At 68.0% G+C, this 26,708-nt stretch carries 18 protein-coding genes; 6 read left to right on the top strand and 12 right to left on the bottom strand.

The genetic code is table 11. The annotated features are described in order from the left end of the window. Positions 1 to 2: 2 nt before the first annotated feature. From SOM18_RS16035 to SOM18_RS16020, 4 genes are all read right to left on the bottom strand, one after another. A complete protein-coding gene (locus tag SOM18_RS16035) occupies positions 3 to 2,456 on the bottom strand; it encodes a prolyl oligopeptidase family serine peptidase (protein ID WP_031440237.1) in 2,454 nt (817 codons plus the stop codon). Between the two features lie 87 nt (positions 2,457 to 2,543). Then, positions 2,544 to 3,368: a hypothetical protein gene (locus tag SOM18_RS16030; protein ID WP_235188331.1), complete on the bottom strand. Its 825-nt coding sequence runs from the start codon at positions 3,366 to 3,368 to the stop codon at positions 2,544 to 2,546. Between the two features lie 28 nt (positions 3,369 to 3,396). Next, positions 3,397 to 4,329, bottom strand: coding sequence for a lysylphosphatidylglycerol synthase domain-containing protein (locus tag SOM18_RS16025; protein WP_320481975.1), 933 nt, complete (start codon positions 4,327 to 4,329; stop codon positions 3,397 to 3,399). A 68-nt stretch (positions 4,330 to 4,397) separates the two neighbouring features. After that, entirely contained in the window at positions 4,398 to 5,693 is a 1,296-nt protein-coding gene (locus SOM18_RS16020) for a glycosyltransferase family 4 protein (RefSeq protein WP_081874233.1), read from the bottom strand. Positions 5,694 to 5,842: 149 nt separating this feature from the next. On the opposite strand from SOM18_RS16020, the gene SOM18_RS16015 reads away from it, so the two are divergent. From SOM18_RS16015 to SOM18_RS16000, 4 genes are all read left to right on the top strand, one after another. Next, complete coding sequence (locus SOM18_RS16015; protein WP_031440241.1) at positions 5,843 to 6,520, top strand: response regulator transcription factor; 678 nt, start codon at positions 5,843 to 5,845, stop codon at positions 6,518 to 6,520. After that, complete coding sequence (locus SOM18_RS16010) at positions 6,517 to 7,878, top strand: sensor histidine kinase (RefSeq protein ID WP_052149305.1); 1,362 nt, start codon at positions 6,517 to 6,519, stop codon at positions 7,876 to 7,878. Before SOM18_RS16015 ends, SOM18_RS16010 begins: the two co-directional genes overlap by 4 nt. Before the next feature lie 137 nt (positions 7,879 to 8,015). Continuing rightward, on the top strand, positions 8,016 to 9,188 hold the full coding sequence (locus SOM18_RS16005; protein WP_031440243.1) for an MFS transporter: 1,173 nt from the start codon (positions 8,016 to 8,018) through the stop codon (positions 9,186 to 9,188). A gap of 83 nt (positions 9,189 to 9,271) precedes the next feature. Then, positions 9,272 to 11,140 (top strand): gamma-glutamyltransferase family protein, encoded by a 1,869-nt coding sequence (locus SOM18_RS16000; RefSeq protein ID WP_031440244.1) that lies wholly within the window; start codon positions 9,272 to 9,274, stop codon positions 11,138 to 11,140. Between the two features lie 17 nt (positions 11,141 to 11,157). Here the strand turns inward: SOM18_RS16000 and SOM18_RS15995 are convergent, their stop codons facing one another. The 7 genes from SOM18_RS15995 to SOM18_RS15965 all read right to left on the bottom strand — a co-directional run bounded on the left by SOM18_RS15995 (position 11,158) and on the right by SOM18_RS15965 (position 22,039). Further along, positions 11,158 to 12,561: a TolC family protein gene (locus tag SOM18_RS15995; protein WP_042466879.1), complete on the bottom strand. Its 1,404-nt coding sequence runs from the start codon at positions 12,559 to 12,561 to the stop codon at positions 11,158 to 11,160. After that, positions 12,558 to 13,649, bottom strand: coding sequence for an efflux RND transporter periplasmic adaptor subunit (locus SOM18_RS15990; protein ID WP_031440246.1), 1,092 nt, complete (start codon positions 13,647 to 13,649; stop codon positions 12,558 to 12,560). Before SOM18_RS15990 ends, SOM18_RS15995 begins: the two co-directional genes overlap by 4 nt. Then, complete coding sequence (locus SOM18_RS15985) at positions 13,639 to 15,327, bottom strand: ABC transporter transmembrane domain-containing protein (protein WP_037531815.1); 1,689 nt, start codon at positions 15,325 to 15,327, stop codon at positions 13,639 to 13,641. The genes SOM18_RS15990 and SOM18_RS15985 overlap by 11 nt, the downstream gene beginning before the upstream one ends. A gap of 93 nt (positions 15,328 to 15,420) precedes the next feature. Further along, on the bottom strand, positions 15,421 to 16,320 hold the full coding sequence (locus SOM18_RS15980) for a hydrogen peroxide-inducible genes activator (protein WP_037531791.1): 900 nt from the start codon (positions 16,318 to 16,320) through the stop codon (positions 15,421 to 15,423). A gap of 66 nt (positions 16,321 to 16,386) precedes the next feature. Beyond that, positions 16,387 to 17,841, bottom strand: coding sequence for a glucoamylase family protein (locus SOM18_RS15975; RefSeq protein ID WP_037531793.1), 1,455 nt, complete (start codon positions 17,839 to 17,841; stop codon positions 16,387 to 16,389). Positions 17,842 to 17,909: 68 nt separating this feature from the next. Beyond that, positions 17,910 to 20,975: a TonB-dependent receptor gene (locus tag SOM18_RS15970; protein ID WP_320481974.1), complete on the bottom strand. Its 3,066-nt coding sequence runs from the start codon at positions 20,973 to 20,975 to the stop codon at positions 17,910 to 17,912. Next, positions 20,972 to 22,039, bottom strand: coding sequence for a LacI family DNA-binding transcriptional regulator (locus SOM18_RS15965; protein WP_320481973.1), 1,068 nt, complete (start codon positions 22,037 to 22,039; stop codon positions 20,972 to 20,974). Before SOM18_RS15965 ends, SOM18_RS15970 begins: the two co-directional genes overlap by 4 nt. 209 nt (positions 22,040 to 22,248) lie before the next feature. On the opposite strand from SOM18_RS15965, the gene SOM18_RS15960 reads away from it, so the two are divergent. Both SOM18_RS15960 and SOM18_RS15955 read left to right on the top strand, forming a co-directional pair. After that, the gene (locus tag SOM18_RS15960; protein ID WP_320482068.1) at positions 22,249 to 24,510 is read left to right on the top strand and encodes a glycoside hydrolase family 3 N-terminal domain-containing protein; all 2,262 of its coding nucleotides are present in this window, start codon (positions 22,249 to 22,251) and stop codon (positions 24,508 to 24,510) included. A 63-nt stretch (positions 24,511 to 24,573) separates the two neighbouring features. After that, the gene (locus SOM18_RS15955) at positions 24,574 to 26,061 is read left to right on the top strand and encodes a glycosyltransferase family 39 protein (protein WP_320481972.1); all 1,488 of its coding nucleotides are present in this window, start codon (positions 24,574 to 24,576) and stop codon (positions 26,059 to 26,061) included. 65 nt (positions 26,062 to 26,126) lie between these two features. Here SOM18_RS15955 and SOM18_RS15950 read toward each other — a convergent pair whose 3' ends face one another. Continuing rightward, the gene (locus tag SOM18_RS15950) at positions 26,127 to 26,666 is read right to left on the bottom strand and encodes a hypothetical protein (protein WP_152555446.1); all 540 of its coding nucleotides are present in this window, start codon (positions 26,664 to 26,666) and stop codon (positions 26,127 to 26,129) included. Positions 26,667 to 26,708 lie beyond the last annotated feature (42 nt).

The raw sequence follows: 26,708 nt of genomic DNA, 5'->3' as shown, positions 1-26,708 counted from the left end.
GGTCATGGCTGGCGCTCCGCCGTCTCCGGCGCCGGCTTCGGCTTCACATAGCGGTCTAGCCAGTCCGTCATCTGCCACAGCGTCTCTTCGGTCGACTCCAGCGCGCGATAGCCGTGCGGCTCGTTCGGCAGGACGACGTAGCGCACGGTCGCACCATTGCCCTTGAGCGCAGCGTACATGCGTTCGGACTGGATCGGGAAGGTGCCGCTATTGTCGTCCGCGCCGCCGTGGATCAGCAGGATCGGCGCCTTGATCCGGTCGGCATAGGTGAACGGGCTCATTTCGGTATAGGTCGGCGTCGCCTGCCAATAGGTCCGCTGTTCGGCCTGGAATCCGAACGGGGTCAGCGTGCGGTTATATGCGCCCGATCGGGCGATGCCTGCGCGGAAGAGATCGGTATGCGCGAGCAGATTGGCGGTCATGAACGCGCCATAGCTGTGCCCGCCGACCGCCATGCGGGTCCGGTCGGCGACCCCGAGCTTGACGACGGCATCGACCGCCGCCTGCGCATCCTGCTGGAGTTGCTTGACGTAGGTGTCGTTCGCCTCCGTGCCGCCCTCGCCGATGATCGGCATCGCCGGATTGTCGAGGATCGCATAGCCCTGGGTCAGCAGGAACAGATGGCTGATGCCGCGTGGGCGCACGAAGCGATTGCCCTGGTCGACGGTCTGCCCGGCGACCTTCGCATCGGTGAATTCGGCGGGGTACGCCCAGAGCAAGGTCGGCAGCGGCCCGTCGCGCTTCGCGTCATAGCCCGCGGGCAGGTAGAGCGACCCCGACAGTGCAAGCCCGTCGGCGCGGGGATAGGTGATCGTGCGCTGCGTCACGCCCGCGAACACCGGGGCAGGATCGGCGAACGCGGTGACCGGCTTGGCGCTGCCGCCCCTGACGCTGCGCATGACGTAATTGGGAGCGAGCTTTGCGCTTTCGCGGCGCGTGAGAATGCGCTGCCCGGTATCGTCGAGCATCGCGACGACGGTTTCGTAATAGGGCGGCTTGGCGGACCATAGCCGCGTCTGTTCGCCGCCTGTAAGCGGCAGCGTCGCGAGGAAGGGGAAGGCGCCCGCCTTGGTCGCACCGTCGCCGGTGACGTAGACGGCCTTATGGTCCGGGGTGAAGCGCATCACCGGTTTGCCCGCGGCGTTCGATTCGACGACCGGCCGACCCGGGTCGCCATATTGGTCCTGATAATTGCGGGTCAGCAGCGTGCGCGCCTGGCCCGGTCGCGCCGGTGCGACCGCGAGCCGGTGTTCGGTCCGCGACCGCCATTCGCGATCGACGACCATCGCGAAGCCGTCATCGCCCCAGAAGGTCGTCGCATAGCGCGCCGGGGTCATCGCCAGATCGACCGGCGCCGCTTCGAACGGTGCTGCCTGCATCTTGACCACGTCGTGGAAGGCGACCCTCGCACGCGGATTGCCGCCGTCGAGCGCTTCCGCCCAGACGAGCGTGGCGGGGGCGTCGGATCGCCACATCGCCTCGCGCGGTCCCTTGACGGCGGCGTCAAAGTCGACCGGAAGATCGTCGGCGAGCGGGCGATCGACCAGCGTCCGTACCCGCTGGCCATCGATCGTCGCGACGGCGATCTCGGTCGGGAAATAGCGCGCGGGCAGCAGATAGGAATAGGGCCGCTTGAGCCGTTCGGTCAGCAGATACCGGCCGTCGGGCGAGACGCTGAACTCGGTGATGAGCCCGGGTGCCCCGATCGGCCGGGTGGCGCCCGACAGCGCGATCCGGAGGAGCTGGCCCGTGAAATAATGATCGAACAGGGCCTCGTCCTGCGCATCGCCGAGCAAATCTTCATAGGTGCGCGCCGCCGACGATCGGCCCGCGCTTTCCTGGACGACGGGGCCCGTCGGCGTATCGCCGGCAACGGGCGCGGGGCCGCGGTTCGCGGGGACGGTGTAGGCGATCAGCGCCGTGCTGTCGGGCATCCAGGTGAACGGCGTGCCGAACGTCCCGTTCAGGTCCCTGGCCACCATGCGCGCACTGCCGTCACGCTCGGCGATCCACAGCGAGAGACCGTCGGGCTGCTGCGCGTAGAAGGCGAGGCGGCTGCCGTCGGGCGACCAGTCGGGTGCGGCAAAGCGCAGTCCGGCAGGCAGCGCGACATTAATGGTCTTGCCGCTCGCCAGATTCTTGAACTGCAGCGCGTTCAGCCACTGCACGCGGACCTCGGCCTGGCCGTTGGTCGCGGGATCGATGCGATAGCCACCGAGCCGCAGGATCGGTTTGGACAGATTGGCGATCGACGGAAGATTCTCGCGACCGAGGATCGCGAGCGTCCGGTGGTCGGGGCTGACCGAGACGCCCGGGGTCGGGGGTGTCTCCAGCGCCCGTGCGATCGCATCGGGCGCGCGGTGATAGGGCGTGCCCGGCGTCTGCGCGCTGGCGCCGGAGACGACCGCGCTGGTCGTGACGAGGAGGAGAGCGATCAAACAGGCACTGGCGCGCATTCATAACCCCTTGTTCTGATATGTCAGGGGTGTGGCATGTCGGGCGTGCCGGCACCAGCGGGCCCGGCCTGCGTGGCAGCTGGCACCTCAGAATTCGCGGATGATGCGCAGGCCGACGCGCGGTCGGAATGGACCCGACACGGCCCGTTCGGCGCCCGCACCGATCTGCGCCGAGACCTTCCGCCCGATCGCGCGGTGCAGCTGTGGCATCAGGAGCCAATGGCCGCTCGCCCCCGTCTGCCGGTTTACCTCGAACCCGAGCACGGTGCCGTTATCGACATCCCAGAATGTCGAGTGATTGACGATCAGCCCGGTGCCCTTCGTGCTCCTGAGCGTCACGTCGCCCGCGCCGATCATCGTCATCGTGCTCAACCGTTCGCCGAAGCGGTTGCCGAGCAGATAGACCAGGCTGCTCGACCAGCCCCCGTCGCTGCGATTGTGAAGCCCGAGATACTGGACGCCGTGGATGCTGCGTCCGCCGCGAAACGTGCCGAACGTCCCCTGCAGCCCCATTTTGAGATCGGTCGGCCGGCCATTGGTGAACGGCAGCTCAAGCTCGACCGCAAAGCCGTCGGCGACCGCATATTCGACCTCGGGAGCCCATTCGACATGGCGCGACGGTCCGCTGAGATTGACCTGGGCGAGCGTGTTGGTCTCGAGCTCGCCGCGCCGTGCGCCGAGTGGCCGGACCATGTCAAAGATCATCGGTTCGGGGATGGCGGGGATCGCCGCGGACGTCGCCCCCGCGATCGCGGTCGCGCCCGGCACCGGCTGGGCGTCTGCCGATCGCGTTTGCGCGGCCGCACCGGTGCTGGCGGCTAGGAGGGCGGGGGCGCAGAACGCTGCGAGGGAGAACGGGGCGCAGGGCCGCGCGCGGATGATCATGGTGACGGGTTCCGATGGCTGGAGCATGAGGACATGCGCTCATCGCCGCGCCGACTTACGCCGACCTTACGCGGGCCCGCAGGTCGACTTCATGAAGCGCGAACAGCACCATCCCGATGGCCAGCGGGATCAGGAAATAGACCATCCGATAGGCTAGCAAGGCGGCGAACAGCGTCGCGCGGTCGATCTCGGGAAGGCTTGCCAGCATCACCGCTTCGAACACGCCCACGCCGCCCGGCGCGTGGGTGATGAGTCCCGTCGTGATCGCCACCAAATAGCCGAGCAACAGGCCGGGAAGCAGGGCAAGCGACGCGCCGGGCAGCAGGACGATCAAGACCAGCGCCGCGAGGACGAGATCGATGCTCGCCAGCATCATCTGGATCAGCGCCTGCCGCGTGCGAGGCACGGGGATCGAGCGGCCGAATGCGACGATCATCCGACCGCCACGCCGGTGGAGCAGGATCAGCACTACGCCCAGCAGGGCAAGGCTCGCCGTGCCGATCGCGGCGTGGACCGGGTAGGACATCGCAATGCCGGCAATCGCCAGCTTGTCGGGACTGGCGACAAGCCCGATCCCCAGCAGTAGGAGCACCCCGGACCAGAAGGTCAGGCCGGTCAGCACCATGACATGACCGACTTCGCCGATCGTCAGCCCTGCGGGCCGGTAGATCCGCAACCGTGCGGTTCCGCCGGTCAGCAGCGCGAACCCGAAATTGTGACTGAAAACATAGCTGGTGAACGAGGCGAGCGCCGCCCGGGGATAGGCGACGCGTCGCCCGATGACCCGCAGCGCGATCACGTCATAGCCGGTCAGCACGCCGTAGCTGGTTGCGGTGATCCCGGCCGCGAGCAGCAGCCGGACCCAGCCGATCCGCGTCAGCGCGTCGCGGATGTCGGTCCAGTCGACCCCGTCGAGCAGGCTTGCGAGCGCCGACAGGGCGATCGCGACGACGGCGAGCATCGCGGCAGCAGCGGCTGCCGTTCGCACCGACGACGATGACAGGAGACGTCGCCAGCCTGACGGCGTCCGGGCGCTGCACTGTTCTGTCATGACGCTCAGCCCGCGGCCAACCGGTTCCGCCAGAGTGCCGGCGCGGCACCCGGATCGGCGGTTGCCGACACCGTGTCCGTGCCCAATAGCGCACGATAGGCGTCGAGGACCATCGCCGACGCCGTGTCCCAGTCATAGGCCGCGCTTGCCGCACGTGCGGCCCGGCCCATCGACGCGCGCAGATCCGAGAACAGCGCAAGACGGCGAACCGCGGCAACCGCCGCATCGAGATCGTTCGCGGCGAAGAACATGCCCGTTTCCTTGCGCAGCAGGTTGCGTCCGCTGGGGATGTCGACGCACACGCTCGGCAATCCCGATGCCATCGCTTCCAACGTCACGTTGCCAAAGGCTTCGGTAATGCTCGGATTGACGAAAATATCCGCGCTGGCGACTGCGCGGGCCAGTCTGTCGCCCGACAGGCTGCCGAGGAGGATCGCGTCCGGCAGGCGCCGCGTTAGCCAGTCCCGTTCGGGCCCGTCGCCGACGATCACGGCCCGGATCGTGGCGGATGATCCGCACAGATCTCCGCTACCCTTGCGAACCGCGTCGACGATGTCGGCGAACAGCGCCGGTCCCTTCTCGCGGACCAGCCGGCCGAAGAAGAGCAGGACGATGTCGGTGTCGGCGATGCCCATGTGCCGGCGCCAGGCCAGGTCGCGGTGGCGCGGAGAGAAGGCGTCGCGATCGACCCCGCGACCCCAGAGACGTGTCCGCTCGCCAAGCCCCTTGGCGGAAAACTCGGCGGCGATGGGAGGGGTGGGCACGAGGATCGCGTCGCTGCCGGTGTAGAACCGGTCGAGATGCCGTTCCATCGTTGGCCGGATCAATCCCGCACCATAGAATTGCGCATAGGTCTCGAACCGCGTGTGCAGGCTGACGACGACCGGGACGCCCATCGTCCGCGCCAGCCGCTGCGCGGCAACGCCGGTCCAGTCGGGGGCGGACAGGTGGACGATGTCGGGGCGGAAACATTCGACATCGCGCCGGACCGCCGCCGGCAATCCGAGCCCCAGCCGATACTCGCCGCGACCCGGAATGCGAACCGACGGGACCGACACCAATGTGCCCTTGGGGTCAAAGGCGGGGCGGGGCGATGTCGGTGAATAGACCCGGACGTCGACGCCGTCGCGCTCAATATACCCAACAAGGCGGTTGAGCGCCTGGTTGGCGCCGTCGCGCAGATAGTTGTAGTTGCCCGAGAACAGGGCGACCCGGCGCGGCTGGTAGGGCGCCGCACGGACGCGGGACACCGCGGCGCGGGTCGCTGCAAGCCGTTCGAACGGGCCAAGGATATCGGACATGGAGACACTCTGATTTTTGCTGACGGCGCATCGCGCGACATCGATCGGGATCGAGGATCGGTCGGCCTATCCCGTCCGGCTTACGCCAGCCTTACAGGCGGCCATCGGCGCGGGCGGTGCGCTCCGGGCAGCCCGACCGGGGAGCGTCGATGCGGATCCTGATCGTCGAGGACCATGCCGATCTGGTCACGATGCTGATCCGGCTGCTCGGCGAGGCGGGCTATGCCGCGGACGCGACCGCGACGGCCGCCGATGCACGGCTGATCCTGTCCTATACGCGCTATGCCGCGGTCATCCTCGATCTCGGGCTGCCGGACGGCGATGGCCTGTCGGTCGTGCGCGAATTGCGTGACCGCGACGATCCCACGCCGGTCATCGCGCTGACCGCGCGGGCGAGCGTCGCACACCGCGTGACCGGGCTTGAGGCGGGGGCCGACGACTATCTCGCCAAGCCGTTCGCGCCCGAGGAACTGCTCGCGCGCATCCAGGCGCTGCTCCGGCGCAGCGGCACGATTGTCGACCGGACGATCGATTGCGGCAATGTCCGGTTCGATCCGGCAACGCGCGAGGTCACCGTTGCCGGCCGGCCGACCGTTTTGTCCGCGCGCGAACTGGAGGTGCTCGCCGGGCTGATCCGCCGCACGAGCCGGGTGGTGACCAAGCAGCATCTCGAACAATTGCTGTTCGGGCTCGCCGACGATCTCGGGTCGAATGCGGTCGAGGTCTATGTCCACCGGCTGCGGCGTCGCCTGGCGGAGTCGCAGGCGACCGCGGATATCGTTACGGTCCGAGGAGTCGGCTACATGATGCTGGAGCGGGACGCGTGACGCGGCCGCCACGGTCGCTGATGGCGCAGATCCTGCGCTGGCACGCGATCGCGGTGCTGATCACCGCCGTCGCGGTGGCCGGCGGGGTCTATCTGTTTCTCGACACGACGGCGGCGCGGATCCAGCATCAGACGGTCCACGTCCATGCCCAGGCCCTGCGCCAGGCGCTGTCGCAGGACGCGACCGGAAGGTTGCACCTGACCCAGGACGGGACCAGCGCCGCGGTGTTCGCGCCGGGGGCGGGCTTTGCATTCCGCATCGTCGATCCGCGTGGTGCGGTCCTGTTCCGGTCGGACTCGCCGATCCTGGTGCCGCTCGCTGCCATCCCGCTGAGCGACGAGGAGCGTTTCTTCCGCCGGCAGTCGCGGCACGCCTTCTATGCCGGCGCCAGCAGCCCGGTGCGCGTCGGGAGCGCGCGTGTCTGGATCGTCGTCCTGCAGAACCTGACCCACCCGGACTATATTCTCGACGACCTGCTGGCGCAGTTCCTGCTCTACGGTCTGGCGATCGTGACGCCGGTCCTGCTGGTTCTGCTGGCGATCGACGTGCTGATCATCCGGCGTGCGGTCGCGCCGGTACGGCGAGCCTCCGCATCGCTGCGGACGGACGATGCGCTGCCGCTCGATTTGCGGCTGCATGACGACCGGCTTCCGGCCGAGGTGCGTCCGCTCGCGCGTGCGGTCAATGCGCTGCTGGAGCGTCTGACGTCGAGCTACCGCATGCAGCGCGACTTCATCGCCGATGCGGCGCACGAACTGCGCACGCCGATCGCGGTGGCCAGGCTTCGTGTTGAGGAGGTCGAGGATGCGACGTTGCGAGCGACGCTGCGCAGCGATCTCGACACGCTCGGCCGCATCGTCGAGCAGGTGCTGGAGATCGCCGAGCTCGAAACCGTCGCGCTGGATACCGCGGCATCGGTCGATCTCGTCGCGATAGCGACCGACGGCGTGGCCTCGATCGCGCCGCTGGCGATCCGTCAGGGCAAGTCGATCGCGCTGTCGACGGAGGCGGACAGCGTGATGGTCGCGGGCCATGCGGCCTGGATCGCCAAGGCGCTGGGCTGCCTGATCGAGAATGCGGTCAAGCATAGCGGTCCTGGCTGTCGGATCGACGTGACGATCGGGACAGACGGCACGCTGGCGGTCTGCGACGACGGCCCCGGCATCCCCGAGGCGGATCAGCCGTCGATCTTTCGCCGTTTCTGGAAACGCGATCGTGCCGCATCCGCCAGCAGCGGGCTGGGGCTGGCGATCGTCGCGCAGGTCGCGGAGGCGCACGCGACGCGGGTGGTGCTCGCGTCGCGGCCGGGGCGGACCCGGTTCGCGATTACCTTCCGCACCGCGTTGATGCGCCGCTGATCGCGACCCCATCTTCGCCACTGACGCGCTCTTATCGGGCATTGCACCATGGTCCACATAGCGGGCACGCGGTCGCAGAGGAATTTGGTATGACGAGTATTGCGGACGACCGTGGCCCCTTGGAGCCGGATGCGTCGATGCCAGGCCCGCCGGGCGGACACCATCTCGGTCGGGGGCTGACGTTCGTGATGGCCGCGGCGGCCGGCGTTGCCGTCGCCAATATCTATTACAACCAGCCCATGCTGGGGATCATCGAGCGCGACCTGCCCGGGGCCGCGACCAGCCTGGTGCCGACCGCGACGCAGCTTGGCTATGCCGCGGGGCTGTTCCTGCTGGTGCCGCTCGGCGACCTGGTCGAACGCCGGCGCCTGATCGTCGTGCAGTTCTTGGGGCTGGCCGCGGCCCTGATCCTCGCGGCGATCGCCCCGAGCGCGGCGATGCTGATCGCCGCGTCGCTGCTCGTCGGGATATTGTCGACCGTCGCGCAACAGGTCGTGCCGTTCGCCGCGCATCTCGCAAGCCCGGAACGACGCGGTGCAACGGTCGGGACGGTCATGGCGGGGCTGTTGTGCGGCATCCTGCTCAGCCGGACGCTGGCGGGTTTCGTCGCGACGCATGCCGGGTGGCGAGCGATGTTCTGGCTGGGCGTGCCGATGGCGCTTGGCGCGGGGGTGGTGATGGCGTTGCGGCTGCCGCGCAGCGTCCCGACCGCGGATCTCGGTTATGCAGGGCTGCTGCGGTCGCTCGGCGGTCTCTGGCGGGAGTTCGGCGCGCTGCGCAAGGCCGCCATCACGCAGGCGCTGCTGTTCGGCGCGTTCAGCGTGTTCTGGACGATCCTCGCGATCCATCTGCAGAGTCCGCGCTTCGGTCTGGGGGCGGATATCGCGGGTCTGTTCGGGGTGGTCGGCGCGGTCGGCGTGCTCGCCGCGCCGGTCGCCGGGCGTATCGCCGACCGCCGCGGTCCCAGGCTGGTGATCCTGCTCGGGGCCGTGCTGACGCTGGCAAGCTGGGCGGTCTTTGCGCTGTGGAGTTCGATTGCCGGGCTGGTGGTCGGCGTGATCCTGCTCGATTTCGGTGTGCAGAGCGCGCTCGTCTCCAACCAGCATGTGGTTTACGCGCTGCGGCCCGAGGCCCGCGCCCGGCTCAACACGATCTTCATGGGGGCGATGTTCCTCGGCGGCGCGGCGGGATCCGCCGGCGCGACCTGGGCATGGCACATGGACGGCTGGGTCGCGGTCACGGGCCTGGGCGCGGCCTTGTCCGCGGCGGCGGTGCTGCTTCAGGTCGTCGCGGCCGGACGCCGGCGCTGATCCGTCGACGCGCCGCCGATTTCAGCCACTTGCGCCGATCGCCCCTGCGGGCAACAACCATGCCGGGTCCTGGGAGTTCGCCAATGCATCGTCGCACCTTCATCGCATCGCTGCCGGCGACGGCGCTGCTTCCGACACTCGCATCTGCGCAGCGCGGTACAGCCAGCACCGACCCCGCCCCCGGCCCGGGTCAGGGGGCAGCACCCGCGACGGATACCAATCCTACATTCTGGGCGCCCGGCGAGGAGCGCTTCCTGCGCCCCGACGTCCATGCCGGCGACCGGCCGATCGGCGCGAGCTTCGCGTCGCGCACCGCGGTCTACGGCCTCAACGGCGCGGCGGGGACCGCGCATCCGCTCGCGACGCAGGCGGGAATCGACATCCTGCGGTCGGGTGGGTCGGCGGTCGATGCGGCGATCGCGATCAACGCGTGTCTCGGCTTCCTCGAGCCGACGTCGAGCGGGATCGGTGGGGATGCCTATGCGATGATCTGGGATCCCAAGGCCAAGGCGGTGGTCGGCCTCGCGGGGTCGGGCGCATCGCCGCGCGGCCTGAGCCTGGAAACGGTGCGATCGCGCGCCAGGAACGGCGCACTGCCGCCGCTCGGCGCACTTAGCGTGTCGGTGCCGGGGACGGTCGATGCGTGGTGGACGATGCACCAGCGCTACGGGAAGCTGCCCTGGGCGGACCTGTTCCAGCCCGCGATCGCGCTCGCCGAAGCGGGCGCGCCGGTGCCCGACATCATTGCCTATTACATCCGCCGCAGCCTCACCGCGTTTCGCCGTCCGGGGAACGGGCTGGAGGAGTCCGTCAATGCGCTGCGTACCTATGGGCTGGCGGACGGCAAGGGGCCGGCGGCGGGGGGCGTGTTCCGCAACCCCGACCTCGCACGCACCTATCGCGCGATCGCCAGCGGTGGACGCGATGCGTTCTATGAGGGCGACATCGCGCAGACGATCGAGCGCTACTTCAAGCGGATCGGCGGGTGGCTGTCGGCGGCGGACCTCGCCGCGCACCATTCGGAATGGATCGCGCCCAGCACGACCGACTATCGCGGCACGACCGTCCACGCGCTCGGCGCGAACACGCAGGGGCTGGCGACGCTACAGATGCTCAACATCCTCGAGCGGTTCGACCTGAAGGGTGCAGGCTTCCAGTCCGCGCTGTCGATCCACTTGCAGGCCGAGGCCAAGCGCCTCGCCTATGAGGATCGCGCGCGCTATTATGCCGATCCGCACTTCGCCAAGGTGCCGGTCGAGTGGCTGATCTCCAAGGACTATGCCGCACAGCGCGCCAAATTGATCCGCCCCGACCGGTTGCTGACCCCGGTCTATCCGGGGCAGGCGCCGAGCCACGGCGACACCACCTATTTCAGCTGCGCGGACAAGGACGGCATGATGGTGTCGATGATCCAGTCCAATTTCCGCGGGATGGGATCGGGCCTCGTCGCCGATGGCCTTGGCTTCATGTTTCAGGATCGCGGGCAGCTGTTCAGTCTCAAGGACGGTCATCCGAACATCTATGCGCCGGGCAAGCGGCCGTTCCAGACGATCATCCCGGGCTTCGCGACGCGCAAGGGCGCGCCGTGGATGAGCTTCGGGGTGATGGGCGGCGACATGCAGCCGCAGGGGCAGACGCAGATCATCGTCAACCGCGTCGACTATGGGCTCGAAATCCAGTCGGCAGGGGATTCGCCGCGCTGGCATCACGAGGGATCGTCGCAATCGATGGGCGAGGATACGCCCGGGCTCGGGCCCACGGGGCTGCTCCGGCTCGAGACCGGCGTGCCGATCGCGACGCGGAAGCGGCTGGTCGACATGGGGTGGACGATCGGCGATCCCGATGGCGGCTTCGGGCGCTATGAATGTGTCGAACACCGGATGGACGGGAACACCCGCGTCTATGCCGCGGCGAGCGAGATGCGCGCCGATGGCTGCGCGCTGGCCTATTGAGTGAGCCGGGGCGGGGCCTAGCGGTCCAGCCCCAGTGCGACACGGTCGGCCGTCGCGGCGGCGAGCTCGGCGCGCGCGGAGGCGATCCGCGCCTGCGCGTCGATCAGGCGGACGCGCGCATCGGTCGCGGTCTCCTCGCGCTGGTTGACCAGGAAGAAGTCGCCCGATCCCAGTTCGAAGCGGCGGCGTTCGGCGACAGCGAGCCGGTCGGCAAGGCTGCGTTCCTCCTCCGCGATCCCGGCAAGCCGTTCGGTCGCGCCGACCGCGATGACGATGCCTTCGACCTCGATTGCGATCTGGTCGCGAAGGAAGCGGCTGCGCTGTGCCAGTGCGTCGATCTCGGCGCGGGCTTCGGCCACGCGTCCCTTGGCGGCGCGATTCTGAAGCGGGACGCTGAAGCGGAAGCCGACCGCCGCTTCGAGCGGCGTGCGGTTCGGTCCGCCCAGACCGACCGGGCCGACATCCTTGCCGACTTCGCCGCGCAGGTCGAGCCGGGGCGACAGATCGTTTTCCGCCAGCATCAGCCGCGCGGTCGACTGATCGATCCGAGTCAGGATCGCCCGGTAATCCGGCCGCGCGACCGCTGCCGCGCTCGATCCGGTCGGCGCGACGCCGGCAAGTGCGCTCGTGTCCGCGGGCAGCCGGTCGGGTGATACGAGCAGCGGCGCCCCCGCATCGTCGCGCAGATAGAGCGAAAGTGAGTTGGCGGCGGTGGCGATATCCTGTTCGGCACGCACGACGAGCGCGCGCCGGCGGACAAGGTTCTGGTCGTTTTCGGTCAACAGGATCTCGGGTCGTGCACCCAGCGTCACCAGCCGCCCGATCGCGCCGCGCCGCCGCTCGGCAAGGTCGAGCAGGTCGCGATAGGCACGCAGGCGCAACCCTGCGGCGACCCAGGCCTGATAGGCGTCGACCGCGCGGCGCTGAACGCCGATCGCGACCATCTGCGCCTCGAACCGTGCGACGTCGATGTCCGCGCCGGCGACGCTGCGCCGCGTCCGGCGTTCGTCGACCACGCGGTCGCGCAGCAGGGCGAACAGCGCGCCGACCTTGGCCTCGCCCAGCCGGTTGGTATAGGCTTGATCCTCATAGACAGGAAAAGTGCCTCGTGACGCGCGGTAGCCACCATAGACATAGCCGCCATTGGTCGTCAGCGGCCGCGTCACACGGCTCTCGACCACCGTGCCGTCATAATAGCCCGCGACGCGCGACTTGCCGTCGACGTCGAACACCGTGTCGAACGCGCCGTCCGCCGACAGCGATCGCCCCTCCGCCTGGCGGACGCGCGCGAGTGCCTCGACGATCTGCGGGGCCGACCGCGCGGAGGCACGCAGCACCTCGTCGAGTGTCAGTGGGGCGGCTTGCGCGATCGCTGCCACCGGGGACAGCAGCATCAGCAGCGCGACGAGGAAGCGGGTCACTTCTTGCCGCCCTCCTCGTCGGAGGCCTTCGCGTCCATGCCCTTGGCCTCGCCCTTTGCCGCGCCATAGGCTGCCGCGGCCGGACGCCGGCCGAATTCGAGCGGGAAGTCGTTGAGCTGGCGCCAGAGTTCATAGCCGACCAGCACCGTCTCGCCCTGCACCCAGCCACGCACCTTGCCGCCGGGCCGGACGAATTCGCGCGCGGGCCAGGCGGGCTTGCCGGGCTGGGGCTCGACCAGGATGCGGAACAGCCCGTCTGGCGCGGCATTGGGATCGATCGTGCGGACGCGGCCGTCGAACATGCCCTGTGCAACCGACGGCCAGCCGCTGAACTGGATCGCAGGCCAGCCCTCGAATTCGAGGCGGACTGGTCGGCCGGGACGCAGCACGGGCACGTCACGGCCGTCGACGAACAGCTCGACCGCGCGTTCGACGCGCTCGGGCGCGATCACCGCGAGCACCGTACCGGGCGACACCATCGATCCGCCAGTCGTGGCGTTGAGCTGCTGGACGCGACCGTCGCGGGGTGCGCGGACCATCTGGGCGGACTGGCGGTTGAGCTGGATGTCGATCCGGTTGAGCTTGGCGCGCGCCTCGGCCAGCTTGGCGCCTGCATCGGCGACCTTGATCTGGGTCTGCTCATAGTCGCGCCGTGCCGCCAGCCCCTCGGCGAACAGCTGCGCGGTACGCGAAACGTCGATGCCGGCGACCGCGCGGCTTTGCTGGACCGCGGCGATCTCCGCCTCGACCTGCGCCCGTTCGGCGCGCAGACGCGACAGCAGATCGGGGTCGAGATCGACGACGCGGGCGATCGGATCGCCGCGTTCGACATGCTGTCCGTCATGCACGTACCAGCGTTCGACGCGGCCCGGCACGAACGCCGTCACCTGCTGCTGGCGATCGTCGGGATCGAGCGCGACGACCTGGCCGGTGCCATTGGCGGTCTGAACCCAGGGGACCAGCGCCATGATCGCGATCGCGACCGCGATGCCGATAAACAGCAGCCACGCGACCGTCACCGCGCTGCGCGGGGCGCGCATCTTCGCCAGTGTCGGGAAATGTGCGACGCGATCGGGACTATACGGCATCGTTCGACTCCGTATGCGCGTCGGCGATCAGCGCGGCATGGGTGGCGAAGCGTCGCTGGCGATGCGGTTCGAGCCGGAACCAGCCATCAAGGACGATGTCTTCGGGCCGGCCGGTACACAGCAGGGTGGTCGTCCCGGCTGCCTTCAACCGACGCAGCACGTCCGCCAGCCGCTCCGCGGGGATCAGGTCGCACAGCTGCGAGAGCATCAGCACGCGTGGTCGCACGAGCAGCGCGCTGGCCAGCTTGAGCGCGACGACCTCGCCGATCGCCAGCGGATAGCCCGACGCGGCAAGCGGGGTGTCGAGCCCGTGCGGGAACTGTGCAACCCGTTCACGCAGGCCCACGGCATCGAGGACTTCGAGCATCCCGCCCGGGTCGGATCCCGCCGCCGCGGCAAGCGACAGATATTCGCGGATCGTCACCTCGACGATCGTCGGCCGGTCGAGCACCATCACCGCGGATCGCAACAGGTACATGTCGAACGTCGCCATGTCGGCGCCCCCGACCGTGACCAGCCCGCGCTCGGGCACGATGTGCCGCTTGAGCACCATCGCCAGCAACCGTTCCGCCCCGCCATCCGCCAGCGTGACGAGCTGTTCGCCCGCCGCCAGCGAGAAGTCGAAGCGCGCACCCTCCACTTCGACCGCCTCGAGCCGGACCGCGCCATCGGCGGGCGCCTGTCCCGCGGTGGCGGCCGCCTGTTCCTGGGGAATCGCGAACAGCAGCGACAATTCCTCCGCGCTCGCGATCAGGTCGTAGAGCGTGTCGAGATACCAGCCGAGCTGCGACACGCCGTAGAAGACGCCGCTCAGGATCAGCTCGGCCGCGACCAGCTGTCCGATCGACAATTCGCCGCGCAGGATCAGATTGCCGCCGAGCGCGAGCAGCGCCGCACTGGCAAAGGCATAGAGCAGCAGGAAGGCCACGGTCTGCGCGAAGCTGTAGCGGAAATAGCGTTCGTGCCGGTCAACATAGGTTGCAGTGACGGCTTCGGACCGATCCATCGCGAAATCGAGATGGCGGCTGGATTTGTAGAAGCCGTTCGATCCGCCCAGGCTTTCAAGCCAGCGGGCGGCCTCATGCTTGGCGTGGCTGAGCGCGACCGCGGAGCGGATCGATCCGCGCGACCAGATCGTCCAGATCGCGAGCACCAGCAGGATCAGCAGGGCGTTGAACGCGAGGAAGAAGGGGTGGTAGAAGCTCGTCACGACCAGCCCGACCGCGGACTGGAGGATGATCGTGAACGCCCCGATCACCAGGCTCGGCACCGCCTTCTGCACCACGACGAGATCGAAATAGCGGTTGAACAGGTCGCCGCGATTCTGATCGGCGAAGAAGGGGTTCTGCGCGTGGACGGCGCGTTCGGTGATTTCGGCGACGACGCGCGCGAAGAACCGCCGTTCGAACAGCGCCATGACCCAGAAGCGCATCGCGCTGAGCCCGGCCACGAACAGCAGCAGCACGAGCAACAGCCCGGCCAGCGTCCATAACGGTGCGGGCAGCGCGGTGTTGGCGACGCTGTTGATCAGCAGCTGCACCGAGATCGGCGTGGCGAGCGACAACAGGCTGATCGCGACGCCGTACACCATTGCGAGGCGGAGATAGGGCGTATCGGGTGCAACGATCTCGCCCAGCCAGCCGCGCGCTTCACGCCATCCGATTCGTTTGCCTGCCACCTGCGTCATCCAACTGCTCGAGCCCGCAATTAGAATCGCCGCACAGCCTTATTGATGCAACTACGGGGCGGCTATATCGTCGATAGGATAAACCTATGGGCCGACCGCGCGCAACAGGTCGGCGATCAGGTGATAGGCGGGAGCACGGCCCGCGCCGATGCGCCACAGGAGCCCGATCTCGCGATATTGGCGACCTTGGTTGAACGGCCGCACGGTTACGTCGTCGCCGTCGCGCACTTCCTGGCGGACATAGAGCTCGGGCAGCAGGGCCAGTCCCATGCCCATCCCGGCCATCTGCCGGATCGCGTCGAGACTGGTGCCCTCGTAATCATTGAGCACGACCGCGCCGACTTCGCCGGCGATCGCGGCGACCTGTTGCGCGAGGCGATAGTCCGCGACGAGCGTCAGCAGGTTCTGGCCGCGCAGATCGGCCATCTCGATTCCAGCCTTGGGGGCCAGCGGATGGTCCGCCGCCATCGCCAGATACAGCGCCTCACGGAACAGACGCTCGGTGTGGAATCCGCGCCCGGCGACCGGCAGCTGTGCGAGGATCAGGTCGTGGTCACCCGCCGCGAGTCCCGCGGTCAGCGCGGAGGGCAGGCCTTCGCGGACATGGATGCGCAGCGTCGGATGGTCACGGTGCAGACGCGCGACGAAGGTCGGTAGCAGATAGGCGCCGAGCGTCGGCGATACGCCCAGCCGGATCGTCCCGACCAGCGCGTCCGCTGAAGCGACGCGCACTTCCTCCAGGTCCGCAAGGTCGAACAGGATCCGACGCGCGCGCTCGAGAAGCTCGCGGCCAAGCGGCGTCGGGATCGCAGGCCCGCCGCGCTCAAAGAGCGGCGCACCGAGAATCGTCTCGAGCGCGCGGATCTGTTGCGAGAGCGACGGCTGCGACACGCCCATCCGTTCGGCCGCGCGGGTGAAGCTGCCGTTTTCGGCAAGCGCGACGAAATAGCTGAGCTGGCGGATGGTGGTCCTGGGGCGATGCATGCGTCATCCTATCGCGCCCGAGCCGGCCGTGCGCACCTGTTATCGCGTCATCGCCCGGTGCGGCGATCAGGTCAGCCAGCCCCCGGTAAACCCCGCGCGCTGCAACCCGCGGCGGATATGCGGATTGCGGCGCATGGTCGTCCAGACGAGGCCGGTGCGCCAATTCTCCATCATGACCACGATCGCGCCCTGGTCGATGCCAAGATAATCGTCGTCCACCCACCCCGCAGCGGGATTGACGCTGCCATGCTTGAGCGGCACCGACGTGGCCGTCAGCGTCGGGTTGAACGAATCGAGAAAGCCGTATTTGCCGTAGATGCGGGCGCCGTAGCGGGCGTGCATCGTCTCGATCGCACGGCTCGACAATTCGGGTTCGAACGCGATCGATGCCGCCGCCGCGGTCGGGGCCAGCGTCCCGTCGTCCCGGTCGCCGACGCCGCGGGCTGCATAGCTGAAGAATTCTCGGCGGCGGCCACCGATGTCGATGGCGAAATCGCCGGGGCCGTCACACGCGGTGAGCCCCCAGACGTCGGGGCCATAGCCTACCCAGCCTTCGGGGTTGGTGATCGCATAGGCGCGCTGCGCGCGGACGGCGCGGCGGCTGTTCTCGAAATAATCGATGCCCTTCGCCGTCATGTAGCGGTCGCGAATACCGCGGAAGTCGATCCAGCAATGGCTGTACTGATGGATGAACAGCGCGGGAAACTGGACGTGCGGCTCGCCGCCCCAGCGGTCGCCCCACTGCGCGTCGAACCGGCTCGTCCACGCATCCCAGCTCTCTGCCGGCAGCGCGTGCGTCGGCGAGCCGAGCGCGAGGATATAGAGCAGCAGGCCTTCGTTGTAGATGTTCCAGTCATGCGGGATGAAGCCGCTTTCGGGATGCCAGCCCATCGCCATGAACGGTGCACGCGGGGTGATCCAGGTCCAGTCGATCGCGGCATAGAGCTGGTCCGCCAGCGCACGGATCCGGACGTCGCCCGGATGTTCGGTATCGAACCAGCTCTGTGCGAACAGCACCCCGCCGATCAGCAGCGCAGTGTCGATTGTCGACAGTTCGGCCCGCGCGAAGCGGTGACCCTTGGTCCTGCCGAGGAAATGGTAGAACAGGCCCTTGAAGCCGCTGTCGTCGCTGCGGCTGTCGCCCTGCGGGGCGGCCGCGAAGAATTCGAGCGTGGCCAGGGTCCGCGCGCGCGCCTGGTCGCGCGTGATCCAGCCATTCTCGACCCCGATCGGATAGGCGGTGAGCGCGAAGCCGACCGCGGCGATCGACGCGAAGGACGGGGTCGGCCAACGATCAGGTGCAAGACCCGTGACGGGATCGGTCGTGTCCCAGAAATAGCGGAAGCTGCGGTGATGGAGGTCCGCGAGCAAGGCGCTCGGCATCGGCGTGGCGATGGTCCCGGGGCGGGGTAGGGGCGCGCTGGGGAGGGGAGCACTGGGGCGGAACGGCGCGGCGCAGCCGGCCATGAGTCCCGCCAGGCCGAGCGTGCTGTGGCCCAGCATCTGCCTGCGATCGATCATGATATCCTTCGGGTCTGGTCTTCAAAAAAAAGCGGGGGCGTGGCTGGGCCACGTCCCCCGGGGGCAGGTCAGAAGGAGAAACCCGCCGACAATTTGACCGTGCGCGGAGCGTTGCCGCCCGTGCTGTAGGTCGACCGCCGACCGTAATTCGGATCAAGCGGGCTGTTGTTGAAATCGACGTAATTGCGGTCGTTCATCACGTTCAGGATATCGAGCCGCATGCGGATCCTGGTCTGATCGGAGATGAAGCCGAGCGGGACATATTTCGTGAACGCGAAATCGAGCTGTCGGCGACCCCAGAGATCGCCAAGGCCATCGGCCTCGCGCCCGACCAGCGTTCGCGAGAACGGATCCGAATTGTCGATGAACGCCTTGAGATAGATCGGCGATTCGATCTGGAACTTGGTCGAGATCGTCACCCCGATCGGCGTATCGACGCTGCCCGCGATGACGAACCGGTGACGCGGCACGCCCGACGAGCGCAAGGTCGGATAATCGGAGAGCTGGGCGAAATCGAGCGAATATGTTTCGCCGAACTGGCGGTTCTCGTCGGCCTGCGTGTAGGTGTAGGTCGCGTCGATGCTCCACGGCGAGGCCGCCGAATAGGTCTTGGTCAGCTTGAAATAGACGGCATCGGAATTGGTCTTCAGGCCATTGGTGCCGAGAATGATCGACCCGAAGCCGTTCGGCGAGAAGGAGAACGGCGACTGCGGTACGTCGGTCGGGTTGGCCGGATCGTTGAAGAAGAAGCTTCCATCGGGGCGGCGGTTGCCGAGCAGGAATGCGAACCCGTCATTGCTCTCGATATGCGTGAAGCCCAGTTCGAGTTCGACCGGCGAGAAACGGCCGCGCAGACCGAGGCTGAACTGGTCCGAATAGGGCAGCTTCAGGTCGTTGTTCATCATGACGATCGCGCGGCCGCCGCCGCTCGCAGAGGTTGCCAGCTGCTGACGTCCGGCCTCGGTCAGGTAGACCGGATCCCATGCGATACAGGTCTGGCTCGGCACGCAGGGGTTGAGTGAATCATTGCCGATGAAGTTGAACGTGCGGACCTGATACGCGCCCTGGCTGACCTCCTGCTGCAGGAAGTCGAACTGGTTGCGATCATAGGAGCGGCCATAGCCCCCGAACATCGAGAAGCGTCCGGCTTCGTCGAAGCGATAGGTGAAGCCCAGCCGCGGCTGCCACGCACCCTTGAACGCCTTCCGGTTGTTGCCGGTCGAGATATAGTCGTTGATGTCGTAGTCGGCGCCAGTGAGGTTGCCGTAATTGGCGGGTGACACTGCTGCGACATTCTCTGCCGAGGTGGCATAATCGAGATAGGCCGGCGTCCGCTCATAATCCCAGCGCAGGCCAAGATTGAGCGTTAGGTGATCGGTGACGTCCCAATCATCTTGCGCATAGAAACCGATCTGGAAATTGTTCGACCGGACGTTGGGATTGCCCGCCGCGACGGCGGCGCCGAACTGGAGCTGGTAGGGCAGCGTGTCGTTGAAGGCGACGCCGGGGATTGCGTTGACGTCATAGGTATATTGCGGGTTGGTCAGGTTCTGCTCGCGCGTGTTGAGCTTCACCCATTTCGCCTTGGCGCCGACCTTGATCGTGTGCCCCTGAAGGCCGGTGAAGGTGAAATCGTCCTGGACGGTCCAGCCCTTCTGACCCTTGGTCTGGAAATTGCCACCGGCGCCGGCGCGAAGCAGATCGGTGCGCTGCGTGCCGCTGCCGATCCGCTGCGTCGCCTGGAAGAACTGCGTGATGCCGTCGGTCGCGGGCGTCGGCGAGAAGACCACATCCTCATACGAGACGCGCGCGTCGTTGATCCAAGTATTTCCCGTATGCTGCCAGCGCAGCAGGCCGCGCTTGTCGACGACCTTGTTCAGCGTCGACGTGCTCGCGGCGTTGATGCCCGTCGCGTTCTGCAGCCCGGATTCGTTGCGATATTTGCCCGACAGCTCGATCAGATCATTGTCGGTCGGCACGATATCGATCTTGCCGAAATACAAGTCTTCCTTGAACCGCTGCGCGAAGGCGCCGAAATCGTCCCGATATTGTTCGGGGATCGACGCGACCGGATAGCCGTTCTCGGGCCGCACGTCGTACGGGCTGGTGATGCGCTTGCCTTCATAGGTGAAGAAGAAGTGCGCCTTGTCCTTGATGATCGGGCCGCCCAGGGCCGCGCCGAACTGCTTGTTGCTCGTGTCCACCTTCGGAATCGTGGTCGGGAAAATCTCGCTCGGGCGACGGTCGCGGAGCTTCTGGTTGGTGTAGTCGAAGAAGCCCTCGCCGTGGAATTCGTTGGTGCCCGACTTGGTCACCGCGGTGATCGCGACCGAGCTGACCTGGTCGAACTCCGCCTTGTAGTTCGACGACAGCACCTGATACTCGCCGATGCCGAGCTGCGGGAAGGGGTTGCCGGGCGATGAATCCTGGCCGGTGATGCCGTTCTTGAGGACGTAATCCTTCTGGCTGACGCCATCGACGAAGACGTTGACGGTGCGGCTGTCCTGGCCGCCGCCCTGGATGCGCGACGCGCCGCTGGCGTCCTCGATGAAGCGGACGCCCGGTGCGAGATCGGCGAATGCAAGGAAGTTGCGGTTGTTCTGCGGCAGTTGCTCGATCAGGCGCTGCGTGATGTTGCTGCCGACCTGGCCGCCCGACAGCGAGCGGATCCGGTTGCCGGTGACGACGATCTCGTCGCCCGCGCCGCCTGCGGCCGGAGTCGCCCCGGTGTCCGCCGTCGGATCGGGTTCGGCACCGGGCGTTGTCGGCTGAGCGGCGGGGGGCGTCGCGGCGCTCGACAGGTCGAGGTCGAGCCCGGCGCTCTGCCCGACGCGCAGCGTGAAGCTGTCGGAATTGCGCGTGCCGGTGCGCTGCTTGATCTCGAGCCGATAGGTGCCCGCGCGCAGCGACGCGAAGTTGTAGCCGCCAGCGGCGTCGGCGGGCACCGTGCGGCGCAGGCCGGTCGCGACCTCGACCGCGGTGACCTCGACGACCGGATTGTCCGCCGGCGCGGTGATCGTGCCGCGTAGCGACGCCTGGCCGACCTGGGCGGCTGCCGGCGCGGGGGCGAACAGCACCCCGCCGGACAGCGCCGTCAGCGAAAGCGCTGCCGCACGCAACATCATCTTGGTCATGGTCGTTCCCCTGTTCCCGATTGATCGGGTGTCTCGTTGTGGATTGTGGATAGAAATGCGTTGGGTCGTGCCGGGTCGGTCTGGCCGGTCGATTCCCGTATGACGACGACCGGGATGCGCTGCTCGGGCAGGCCATCGTCCTGCCCGGCAATCGCGCCTGCCAGCCGTGCGACGCCGCGCGCGCCGAAGGCCGCGATGTCGATGCTCGCGGTGGTCAGCGACGGCGTGATGAGCCGGGCGAGCGGGATGTCGTCGAAACCGGCGATCGCAATCTGCGCCGGAACGGCAATCCCGGCCCGTTTCAGCGTCATCATCGCGCCGATCGCCATCATGTCGTTCGCGGCGAAGATCGCGTCGGCGTCGCACCCCTCGTCGAGAAGGGTCGCGGCGGCGGCGATGCCCGAGGGTTCGTTGAAGTCCCCCGGCAGGATGCGCAGTGTGATGCCTGCACGCGCACAGGCGTCGCGCGCGCCGCGACAGCGTTCCTCGGCATCGATATTCCCCTCGGGGCCGGTGATATGGACCAGCCGACGACGACCGGTCGCGATCAGATGCTCGACGATCGCGGCGGCGCCGGCGGCGTTGTCGATGCGCAGTTCGGCGCGACCGGGCTGCCCCGGCGCACAGTTCAGCAGCACCGCGGGCATGTCGCGCGGCAGGTGCGCGAGCAGCTCGTCCGCCGCGACCTGAGGGGCCATCACCAGCAGCCCGTCGACCCGACCGCGCATCGCGTTCAGCGCCGCAACACCACGCGCCGCGTCGCCGTGCATCCTCATCAGCATCAGGTACAGCCCGCGCTCCGACGCCTCGCGGTCCATGCCGCGCAGCAGTTCGGAGAAGAATTCGCCATGGAGATCGGGGATCACCACGCCGATCATGCCAGAGCGGGCTGAGCTCAGGTGTCGCGCCGCGGCATGCGGGACATAGCCAAGCCGCGATGCGACCTCCTCGATATGCTTGCGCAATTCGGGGCGGACGCTGGCCAGCCCGTTCATTGCCCGCGACACGGTCGCTACCGACACCGCCGCCTCGCGGGCAATATCACGGATAGTGGCGTGCGACATGGCTGGTCAGGATCCCCTCTGGCGTCGGCCGTCGTTCGCGGCTGGAAATGTTGTTCTTGATGTAACCGGTTACATGATCCAGAAACGGGGATCAAGAACCTTGCAACGATCATCAGCCCGGTGGAGCCGGGCGGTCGAAGCAGGCACGGGCGAAGGGTTAGCGGATGACGGCGGCGACGATGGCACAACGGACGATTTCACGACGGGCGATGATCATGGGGGCCGGCGCCGTCACCGCCTGGGCCGCCAGCCCAGCGCGCGCGCTGCTGCAGCAGACGGCACAGCCGCGTGCCCTGCCCGCATCGGTCGAAGCCGTGCTTGCGCGCATGACCGTCGTCGAGAAGGCCGGGCAGTTGACGCTGATGGCGGCGGCCTGGGCGGGGGGGGCGGCGACCGCGCTCAACCCTGCGGGCGGGTCGTCGAGTTTCGACGAACAGCTCGCGCAGGTCCGCGCCGGGCGACTGGGCGGGGTGTTCAACGGCAATGGCGCGGTGATGGCGCAGCGGATGCAGACCGCTGCGATGCGCCAGTCGCGGTTGAAGATCCCGCTGCTGTTCGCCGCTGATGTGATCCACGGGCTGCGCACCGTGTTTCCGGTCCCGCTGGCAGAGGCGGCAAGCTTCGATCCCGAACTTGCACGGCGTACCGCCCGGGCCGCGGGGGCCGAGGCGGCGGCATCGGGGATCGACTGGACGTTCGCGCCGATGGTCGATGTCGCGCGCGACGCGCGCTGGGGCCGTGGTGTTGAGGGGGCGGGCGAGGATGTCCTGCTCGGCCGGATGATGGCGGCCGCGCGGGTCCGCGGGTTCCAGGGCGAGCGGGGACTGGCGGCGTCGGACGCGGTCGCGGCGTGCGCCAAGCATTTCGCCGCCTATGGCGCGGGCGAAGCCGGGCTCGACTACAACACGGTGGACGTGTCCGAGCGTACGCTGCGCGAGGTGTATTTCCCGCCGTTCCAGTCGGCCTTCGACGCCGGCGCTGCGACGACGATGGCGGCGTTCAACGAGATTTCGGGCGTCCCGGCGACCGCGAATGCGTGGCTGCTGACGCAGATCCTGCGCCGCGAATGGGGCTTTGGCGGGCTGGTCGTGTCCGACTATACCGGCGACGAGGAGCTGATCGCGCACGGTTTTGCAGCGGATGCGCGCGAGGCGACCAAGCTCGCCTTCATGGCCGGCGTCGACATGAGCATGCAAAGCGGGTTCTATTTGGCACATCTGCCGGCGCTCGTCGCGGCGGGCGAGGTTCCGATGGCGCGGCTCGACCAGGCGGTCCGCCGCGTGCTGGCGCTCAAGGTCGCGCTCGGATTGTTCGACGATCCGTTCCGGCGCATCGACCCGCCTCGCGAGAAGACTCGGATCCGGACGCGCGAGACGCTGGCGCTGGCCCGCGACGCGGGGGCGCGGTCGATCGTCCTGCTGAAGAATGACGGGGCATTGCTGCCGCTGCCGCGACAGGGACGGCGGATCGCGCTGATCGGCCCGTTCGCGGCCGGGCAGCACGACCTGATCGGTCCGTGGAACGTGTACGGCACCGACGCCGAAGCGGTCGATCTGGCGACCGGTATCCGGGCCGCAGTGGCCGATCCGGCGCAGGTCAGCGTGACGCCGGGGTCGGGGATCGACGATCCGCTCCCCGGCGGGATTGCCGCAGCCGTGGCCGCCGCACGCGCAGCCGATGTCGTCCTGCTGGCGGTCGGCGAGAGCCAGCGCATGTCGGGCGAGGCGCAGTCGCGGGCGTCGATCGTGATCCCCGCCGCGCAGATGGCGCTGGCCGAGGCGGTGGCAGCGACCGGCACGCCGATGGTCGTGCTGCTGCGTACGGGCCGTGCACTGGTGCTCAGCGACGCGGTGCTCAAGGCACCGGCGATCCTCGTTACCTGGTTTCTGGGGTCGGAGGATGGGCCGGCGATCGCCGACATCGTGTTCGGCAGGACCGGGCCGTCGGCGCGGCTGCCCGTTTCCTTTCCGCATGCCACGGGGCAGGAGCCCTATCATTACGACCACAAGAACACCGGGCGGCCCAACCCGCCGGGGCCGCTGCTCGAATACAAGGCGCGCTACCGCGAATTCGCCAACGCCGCGCTGTTCCCGTTCGGTCATGGCCTGACCTATGGCGCGATCGAATACGAAGCGCTCGATCTCGGCACTGCGCGTCTGTCGACCGATGGCGCGCTGACGGTGCGCGCGACGATCGGCAATAGCGGCACGCGCGCCGCCGAAGAGGTCGTGCAGCTCTATATCCGCGATCTCGCGGCCAGCGTGACGCGCCCAGTGCGCGAACTCAAAGCGTTTCGCCGTGTCGCGCTGAAGCCGGGCGAGCGGCAGGTCGTGTCGTTCACGCTGCGTCGCGACGACCTGCTCTTCATCGGCCAGGATCTCGTGCCGACGGTCGAGCCGGGCCGCTTCTGCCTGTGGATCGCGCCGTCCGCACAGGCGGAGGGTGTATCCGGGGAGTTCCAGCTCGTCTGACGATCGTCGATGCGGTGAGGCCGCCCCTTGTGCGGGCGCGCGTGATCGGGAAAGGCGATGCGGGTGAAGCGGGTCGATCAGCATGGTGGTTCCCCGGCGGCGGCGGGACGCCTGCGCGCGCCGCTGATGCTGGCGCTGATGCTCGTCGCCGTTGCGGCATTTCGCATCCACACGGCGCAGTATTCGCTGTGGTATGACGAGCTGGCGTCGCTCGAATTCGCCCGCCAGCCCGTGGGGCGGCTGTGGAGCAGCTGGATGCTGCGCGAGACGAACCCGCCACTGTTCTACACGATGCTGTCGGGCTGGATCGCGCTGGTCGGCCAGGATGATGTCGCGGTGCGGCTCTTGCCGATCGGGATCGGGACGGCGGGGATCGGTGCGGCCTATGGGCTAGGGCGAGCGGTCGGGGATGCGAAGGTCGGGCTGCTCGCCGCCGCGCTGCTGTCTCTGTCCGCGCTGGGCACGGATCTGAGCCAACAGGTGCGCGGCTATGCGCTCGCGCAACTGGCGGTGCTGCTCGCCTGCACTGGCATGGTCCTCTATCTGCGTCGCCCGACGCCGGGTGGGCTGGTCCTCTACGGCCTTGCGACGCTCATCGGCCTGTACACGCATACGACGCTCGCGCTGTTTGCCGGGTTGGCGGGGGTGACAATGCTCTGGCTGCTGCGGAGTGACCGACGGGCACAGGCGCGGTGGCTGGCGACGAACGTCGCGGTGCTGGCCGGCTGGGGATGGTGGGCGATGATCAGCCTTCGCCAAATGACCATGCCCGTGACCAATATCGCGTGGATCGCCACACCGTCATGGCGTGACGCGGTCGCGATGACGGCGCAGGTCTATCTGCCGCTCTTTCCCCATGAGACGGGGATTGCGGGTATGCTGCTGCTGGCAGGCCTGTTCGCCGGGCTCGCAGCGTGTGCGGTACGTGCGGCGCGACCGGAAGTGCGGCTGCTCGCTGTCCTGACGATCGGCGCGCCGCTACTGCTGTTCGCGATCAGCCAGCGGGTGCCGATATTCCTGCCGCGCACGCTGAGCTGGGCGAGCGGACCAGAGCTGGTGCTCGTGGCGCTCGGTGTGACGCGGATAAGATCGACCCCCGTCGCCCGTGCAAGCGGCGCCATCCTGCTCGGTCTGAGCGCCATCGGCCTGGCGAGCTGGCTGCCCAGCCGTGAGCGCGAGCACTGGCACCAGGCCGTGGCCTTGATTGGAAGCCATCAACCCGCGCTCGTCATCGTCGGCGACGATGCGGTCGCGCTGGCGCTTGATCGCTATCGCTCAAACGCGGAGCTCAAGGGCCCGAGACCGATCGTCGTTCAGTCGGCCTATCGTGAACGCTGGGCCGACGGGCTGTATTCGGGCCCGCATTTGTCGCCCGCCGCCGCGCTTGCGGTGATTCGCGACCGGGGTTGCGGCGCGGTGGTCGAATGGGGACCCTTTCATCCGCCGATACTTGACGATCCGGCGGTGACCGCCCGACCGCTCACCCGTGACACCGCCCCGGCGGTGACGCTGATCGATATCCCGCGGACGCGCCGAGCATGTCGGCCTTGATCTGAAGCCCGTCCACGACCGCAGGACGCCACCTTTTTAAGAGGTGCCGAAGATAGCGACCGGCCTCAGCGGCGGCGTTTGACGAGGATCGCGCGCTCTCCGGTGATCGACGCCTTGAACCCGCCAAACCCGGCCTGCCGGATGGTGATCGCGGTACCGGGCCGGGGTTGCAGCGAGAGCGGTTCGATCGTTTCCCAGACCATGCCGTTCGCCAGTTGCAGCGCGAACCGCGCATAGCTCGCCGGCTTTGCCGTGGTGATCGTGGTCTGCACCTCCGTAACGCGTGTGACGCGATCCGCCTCACCGCCGCCGAGCGGGCTCTGACCGGCATCGGCAAGACCGAATTGCTGGCGTTTGCGCTCGATAACCTTGCCACGATCGAGCGCAAGCAGGTCGCCTGCCTGGCGCGCGCGCGCGATCTGCCCGGCGGTCGTGTCGAAGCAGGCAAGCCGGGCTGCATCGCCCGGTATGTCTCGGCACGCGGCCAGCGCATCCAATGTCTTCGACGAGTCTTCTCTGGCCTGCGCGGCAACAGCCGGGGCGATCGGCAGCGCGCCGCCGAGCAGCGCTGACAGGGCAACAGAGATGGCCGATAACATTCGCATATGATCGCCTTATGAGCTTTGGCTTGGCAGAACCCGGCCTCG

Origin of the sequence: Sphingomonas sp. CFBP9019 (genome assembly GCF_034045155.1) — a bacterium.
Taxonomy (GTDB): Bacteria; Pseudomonadota; Alphaproteobacteria; order Sphingomonadales; family Sphingomonadaceae; genus Sphingomonas; species Sphingomonas aerolata.
Note: the sequence above shows the minus strand (reverse complement) of the source record. Positions and strands in the feature narration are given on the sequence as shown.

Bases quoted from the DNA above. Each gene is read 5' to 3' on its own strand.
- SOM18_RS16035 (WP_031440237.1), bottom strand. From the start codon at position 2,456: ATGCGCGCCAGTGCCTGTTTGATCGCTCTCCTCCTCGTCACGACCAGC.
- SOM18_RS15960 (WP_320482068.1), top strand. From the start codon at position 22,249: ATGATCATGGGGGCCGGCGCCGTCACCGCCTGGGCCGCCAGCCCAGCG.
- SOM18_RS16015 (WP_031440241.1), top strand. From the start codon at position 5,843: ATGCGGATCCTGATCGTCGAGGACCATGCCGATCTGGTCACGATGCTG.
- SOM18_RS15990 (WP_031440246.1), bottom strand. From the start codon at position 13,649: ATGCCGTATAGTCCCGATCGCGTCGCACATTTCCCGACACTGGCGAAG.
- SOM18_RS15970 (WP_320481974.1), bottom strand. From the start codon at position 20,975: ATGACCAAGATGATGTTGCGTGCGGCAGCGCTTTCGCTGACGGCGCTG.
- SOM18_RS16005 (WP_031440243.1), top strand. From the start codon at position 8,016: ATGCCAGGCCCGCCGGGCGGACACCATCTCGGTCGGGGGCTGACGTTC.
- SOM18_RS16020 (WP_081874233.1), bottom strand. From the start codon at position 5,693: ATGTCCGATATCCTTGGCCCGTTCGAACGGCTTGCAGCGACCCGCGCC.
- SOM18_RS15950 (WP_152555446.1), bottom strand. From the start codon at position 26,666: ATGCGAATGTTATCGGCCATCTCTGTTGCCCTGTCAGCGCTGCTCGGC.
- SOM18_RS15975 (WP_037531793.1), bottom strand. From the start codon at position 17,841: ATGATCGATCGCAGGCAGATGCTGGGCCACAGCACGCTCGGCCTGGCG.
- SOM18_RS16030 (WP_235188331.1), bottom strand. From the start codon at position 3,368: ATGCTCCAGCCATCGGAACCCGTCACCATGATCATCCGCGCGCGGCCC.
- SOM18_RS15965 (WP_320481973.1), bottom strand. From the start codon at position 22,039: ATGTCGCACGCCACTATCCGTGATATTGCCCGCGAGGCGGCGGTGTCG.
- SOM18_RS16000 (WP_031440244.1), top strand. From the start codon at position 9,272: ATGCATCGTCGCACCTTCATCGCATCGCTGCCGGCGACGGCGCTGCTT.
- SOM18_RS15980 (WP_037531791.1), bottom strand. From the start codon at position 16,320: ATGCATCGCCCCAGGACCACCATCCGCCAGCTCAGCTATTTCGTCGCG.